Below are 5,713 nucleotides of genomic sequence, written 5' to 3'. Positions count from 1 at the left end.
GCTTAATCTCAATCAATTTATCCAAATAATGCAGTGCTTTTTCACTTTTCCCTTTTTTCAAATAGATAAGTGCAATATTTCCATATGCTTCTGCAGAATTTTTGTCTAATTCAAGAGCATCATTGAAATATGCAAGTGCTTCTTCAAGATTTCCTTTCAAAAAATATGTCTTTCCCATTCCCAAGAGCAAATTAGCATCTTTTCCGTAGAGTTTATTATACTGCATATAAGATTTCAGCGCTTTATCCAAAAAACCTGCTTTTCTCAATGAATCGGCAAATTTCAAAAAGATTCTCCTGTTGCCTGCGCCCAATTCTATCAGTTTGGCGTAAACAGCAGATGCATCCTTATACCGTTTTGTAACATAAAAAAGTTCAGCAATATTTACAAGCGCTGGGACAAAGTCCTTATCTAAATTTAAAGCATAACGAAACCACTTTTCAGCTTCCGCATAATTTCCCATTGCTCTTGCGTATATAACTCCTATGTTGACAGGGGCACCTTTAAAATCTTTATTGATTTCATAAGCCCTTTTGAAAAACTCAATTGCCTTATCATATCTTTCCGTTTCTGAGAAAAGGGTACCTAAATTGAAATATGCCTGGCCATAGTGTGAATCAAGTTTCAATGCTTCCAAAAGTTCTTCTTCAGCCTTTTTATATTCTTTCCTCTGAATGTGAACATAAGCCATATTGTTTAAAGGTTTTGCTTTAAATGGTGACTTTACTGCTGCATCCTTCCAAAGAGAAACCTCATCAGACCAAATACTGTTTCTTTCACAGGCAAGGAGAATAAGAAGAATACAGGGCATAATCAATAGAGCTTTCTTCCTCCTGCTGGAAGAATCAAGCATTTTTGAAAAGAGGTAAAAAAATATGAACGATAAACCTGCAACAGACATATACATCCATCTTTCAGCAACTAAGTCCTCAATAGGAATCAACAGATTTGGAATCAGAGGGAAAAGGAAAAGAATAATTCCACACAAAAGAAATTTATAATCATTTCTTTTTTTCCATAAAAGACAAGCAAAAGAAAAGAAGGCAATTACAATGATTGCGTCAAATCCAATCCTGATTCCTGATGGAATAATTACGGTATGGTCTATATTTTGATTTATAGGAAATATCAAAAGCCTTGAATAAATCCTAAATGCCTCCAAGGCGCCCAATGCTTGTTGAAAATAGGTGCGCGGCAGATATCTAACTTCATACTTTGCGGCGAAGTAAAATCGATAAATAACATATAAAACATCCGCAGTGAAGCAGCCGACAATATAAAAATTTTTAAATATACGCTTTTTTTCATCCTTTTTAAAAATCAGTAGTAAAGAAAAAACAATAAAGGGATAAATCACTGCCCTTTCCTTTGACAGTAAAGCAAGGATAAAAAGAATCAAGGCGCTAATGCCAAGAATAAGTCTTTTTTCGGAATGTAAGGATTTTAGAAAAAGGAGAGAAGATGCAGAACAAAAAAAGAATACAAAAAGTTCAGAGCGGCTTGAAATATATGTAACTGATTCAGTCTGAAGAGGATGAATAAGGAAAATAGAAGCAGAAATCAAAATATAGAAATCGGGAATCGATGCCCTCTCTTTTTTGGATAAAAATTTCAGTATTAAGAAAAGAAAAAAAGAATTCAAAAAATGCAGTAAAATATTGACTCCTCTATAATATGATGGAGACAATCCAGACAAATGGTAGTTAGCTGCAAAAGAGAGAATAGTCAGGGGCCTCGATGCTTCTGAGAGAAGGACATCCTTAATCGTCCCGCTGTATCTAATGCTTTCATTATTTACTATTTCCTTCCAGTCATCATAATGGAAGGGAAAAGAAAATGTAAATCCGTAAATTATGGCAATAAGCAAAAAAAGAATTATGAGTGACGAAAAAAGGGAAATATCTTTTTCAGCATTTTGATAAAAACTTCTCATTCCGAAAGTTCCCACTTTTCTTCCATTCTTGCTCGAAGAAGCGCAATCTCTTGAGAAACTTCTTTAAGCTTGTCAGTAAGCATCGAGATCTTTACAGAAAAATGAAGACTGATAAGAATCAGAAAAAGGAGACTAAATAGGAAAAGTGTAGAAGTGGGAACTACGGCACCAATCAATTTGGTAATAAAAAGAAGCAGTTTATACCAGATTGAGAGAATTATAATTGTTATACCTGTAATTATCCATAGCACTGAATATTCTTCTCGAAGCTTTCTGCGCCTTACAAGCTCAATAATAATAATTAAAAGTATAATACTCACTGAAAGGGCAAATATTTTTTGAACTATGGGCATCTTCTTCCTCCTTTTTTATTCCATAGACCGTTTACGCAAAAAGGTAAGAAATATAGAAAAGCACATCTTGAATATATAATAAAGAGGTTTTAATCCGGAATGCATCGATTCTCCAAAGGAATTGGAAAGCATCTTAACAGCCACCTCTCTTATTTTAAATCCGCTTCTCTTTGAAGCAATGAGAACATCGGCATCAGGATAATCAGGGGGATAAACAGGAGTTACAAAATACTTCAATATTTTTCTGTTCATTGCCTGAAATCCTGAGGTAGGGTCAGTAATCTTAAAACCAAGGAAAAAAGATGCAATCTTTGCAAAGAGCATCGAACCAAACTTTCTCAAGAAAGAGCCTTCATAGGAATCTTTTTCAATATAGCGCGAACCTATAACAAGGTCGTATTCCCCCCTTCTCACCGGTCCCAAAACCTTATCTATTTCACTAGCAAGATGCTGTCCATCACCATCCATTATCACCACATAATCAAAACCCTTTTTAAGGGCATATTTAAATCCCGTCTGAAGTGCAGCACCATAACCTATATTGACAGGCAGACGAAGCACTATGGCGCCTAAATCCCTCGCAACTCCGCTTGTATTGTCTGTTGAGCCGTCGTCAACAACAACAATACTGGCTTCTGAACAATTTTTTCTAATATCGCTTATTACATCAGGAAGTGATACAGCTTCATTATAGGCAGGAATAATTATAGCAACGGAGTTTTTATTTTTTTCATTCTCCATAAAAAACCTATTTATCGTCTTCTCGTCATTAATTCCCGCAATTCTTCATATTTTGAAGGTCTTACAAGCTTCATAAATACAAAAAAACTCAAAAAATATATTACACCGCCAAAAGATATTTTCAATATTTCAAACAAAAAGCCATAGTCTTTATAATCGCGAAACAAAATTCTCAAAACTATAATCACTACAGCTGAGAGAAAAGCGCATAATATGACATCACCTTGAACAATTGCAGATAAGACATTAGAAAGCTTAATCCTCTTTGAAGGAAGCCAAAAAGCAAGGTAGATAACTATGAAGATCGTAAAACACAATTGTGAAACCATAAGCGAATAGAAACTTAAAAAGGGCGACAGTGATGAAAGAAATAAAATATTTATTGGAATACTTAAAGCGCCTGCACTGAAAAGATGCCCTTTCATATCCATTGAGAAGAAGAGTGAAAAAAACTGCAATGCAGTGCCACCAACAATTATTACAGGAGTATAAATTTTCAACATCGAAGAAAAGGTAGTAATCTGCTGTGGAGAAAAAGAGTTTTCAAACAGAATGCCAGCCAAAGAGTCAGCAAAAAGAAAAAGGACTATTGAGATTGGTATTGAAAAAAGGGAATTATACCGAAGAGCGCCGGTAAAGTACTTTTCGATATCCTGCTGCTGTCTTTTCATCGATGGCGCCGAAACCACTGATATGGGAAAAGCAACTATATACACGAGAAATGCGATTATAGTAGACGAATAAGCAAAGATTGTTGGTATTCCTTCACTAAAAAGAGATGAGAAACTTTGGATAATCCAATAATTTATTTGGTTGAAGACATAAATGCCAGCACCGGCAAAGATGCCTAAAATTGTATTAAAGAAAAAAGGGGAAGAGCTTCTTTCAAAGATAGGGAAAAGATTTTTTCTCAATATGCCAAGTAAAAGGATAATAAAAAAAGATAAGGAGCCTATGGTTAAACCAAAAGCCACAGAATAAATCCCTAATTTGCTTCTGAAAAGAAGAAAAACAAGAAAGGCAAAGCAATTCAACGAAGCAAGGGCTATTGCAGGAATCGAAAATATTCCTCTTGCTCCCAATGATGAGGAGAAAACAAATCCAACTGAAACGAAAAAAAATCCGGGTATGAGGATCTTAACGAGATTCAGTGTAATTTCGACCTTTTCTTCATCAAAACCTATACCAAGAAGAGACGAAACATAAGGGGAAAAGATGTAAATAAGAAGGCATAGGGGAATAATAAAAACAATGACGGATAATAGGATAGATGCTTCTTTTTTCCTGAAATCTTCTGCCTCGTCATAGGGTGCAAGGAGTACCGATAGAGTATATCTAAAAGTGGAAGCAAAGGTTAAAAATAGAATCCACAATATATTGGCGGCAAAAAAGGCATCACTCATTTTCCCTGCCCCAAATATGCGGCCTATTGAAATATAAAGCAAAAACCCGAAAAGAGAAGATAGCAAAACGCCCATAGCAGTATACTGGGCATTTCTTCCCATCTGCGCTTTGGTGTCTGTAAATTCTAATTCATTCAATTCAGGAATTACCTCCTATTGAAGCTTCTCAAAAAGAGAAACAAACTTCTTTTTCACTACTTTCCTGCTGTATTTTCTTTCTGCTATTTGTCTGGATTTTTTGCCCCATTCAATAAGAGGGGCTTCATTAAACATAAAGGCGAGTTTCGAAGAAAGGTCTTCAACATCTCCTGCTTTACATAGTGTGCCTGTTTCACCGTCTACGATTACTGACCTTACTCCGGGCAAGTTTGATGCTAAGGCAGGAATTCCAGATGCATATCCTTCAACAATGACTATGCCAAAAGCTTCAGATGAATCAGTTGAAGGTAGAACGACAAAGCTTCCTAAATTGTAAAAATCAGGGAGTTCTTCCTCCGGCACCTTTCCTGCAAAAATCACCTTGTCTCTGATAATCTCTGATGCCTTTGCTTGTCTAATATAGGCATCTTTCATATTACCGTCTCCGCCTATGAGGATTCGTGCTTTCTTATCACCGAATTTGCGGCAGTATATCTCAAATGCTGAAAGTAAAACGGGAATCCCCTTGAAATAATGAGCACTGTCAAGCGAACCAACAAAAAGTGCTACTTTTTCATCCTCTTCGATATTGTACTTTTTCAATAAATCCTTCCTTTTTTCTTTTGTCCTAAACCTTTCAATATCTACAGGTCCCGGAATCTCAACAACTCTTAGCTTTCCTTCCTCAGCCATCTTCTTAAATAAATTTGAAAAAATTGATGAGTAAGCATAATCCATCGATGTAAACATAATAGTTGACGACGACTTTATTACATAGGGAGTAATAAGGGAGTTATAAAGGTTAAAAAAACCTCTAAGGATGCCATTACCCTGTAAATCCAACTGATAAGTCACAAAAAGCTCTTTTCTTCTTCCAAATATTTTTTTCCACAGAAGTAGTATCTCCGCCGCGCCTATGAAAGGATAATGAATATGAATTACATCGAATGAAGAAAGTTTGTTTATGAATTGCGGAATGAAAGAACCGTTGCCGTATCTCAAAAATGGTTTTAGTCTGATAACTTTTCCTGCAATATCAATATCAGTTATTAAATTATCATCCTTTGGTGTAAATACAGTAACTTCATATCCTTCCTCTTCAAGCATCCTCACCTCTTCTTCTGCCATTCTTGACATTCCTGAAG

5 protein-coding genes are annotated in these 5,713 nt (G+C 35.6%); all 5 read right to left on the bottom strand.

Annotated elements, in window-relative coordinates:
• A partial coding sequence (locus tag D6734_00445) for a tetratricopeptide repeat protein (GenBank protein RMF98394.1) occupies positions 1–1,933 on the bottom strand: 1,933 nt, incomplete at its 3' end.
• A complete protein-coding gene (locus D6734_00440) occupies positions 1,930–2,286 on the bottom strand; it encodes a DUF2304 domain-containing protein (GenBank protein ID RMF98393.1) in 357 nt (118 codons plus the stop codon). The genes D6734_00440 and D6734_00445, both read right to left, overlap by 4 nt.
• A gap of 15 nt (positions 2,287–2,301) precedes the next feature.
• A complete protein-coding gene (locus D6734_00435) occupies positions 2,302–3,027 on the bottom strand; it encodes a glycosyltransferase family 2 protein (protein RMF98392.1) in 726 nt (241 codons plus the stop codon).
• An 11-nt stretch (positions 3,028–3,038) separates the two neighbouring features.
• Positions 3,039–4,568, bottom strand: coding sequence for a hypothetical protein (locus D6734_00430; GenBank protein ID RMF98391.1), 1,530 nt, complete (start codon positions 4,566–4,568; stop codon positions 3,039–3,041).
• Positions 4,569–4,583: 15 nt separating this feature from the next.
• A partial coding sequence (locus tag D6734_00425; GenBank protein ID RMF98390.1) for a glycosyltransferase family 1 protein occupies positions 4,584–5,713 on the bottom strand: 1,130 nt, incomplete at its 5' end.

The sequence above is a fragment of the Candidatus Schekmanbacteria bacterium genome (assembly GCA_003695725.1).
In the GTDB taxonomy this organism is placed as follows: domain Bacteria; phylum Schekmanbacteria; class GWA2-38-11; order GWA2-38-11; family J061; genus J061.
The sequence above is the reverse complement of the archived record's forward strand: the minus strand, read 5'-3'. Positions and strand labels throughout refer to the sequence as shown.

Coding starts and splice junctions, on each gene's coding strand:
- D6734_00440 (RMF98393.1), bottom strand. CDS start 2,286: ATGCCCATAGTTCAAAAAATATTTGCCCTTTCAGTGAGTATTATACTT.
- D6734_00435 (RMF98392.1), bottom strand. CDS start 3,027: ATGGAGAATGAAAAAAATAAAAACTCCGTTGCTATAATTATTCCTGCC.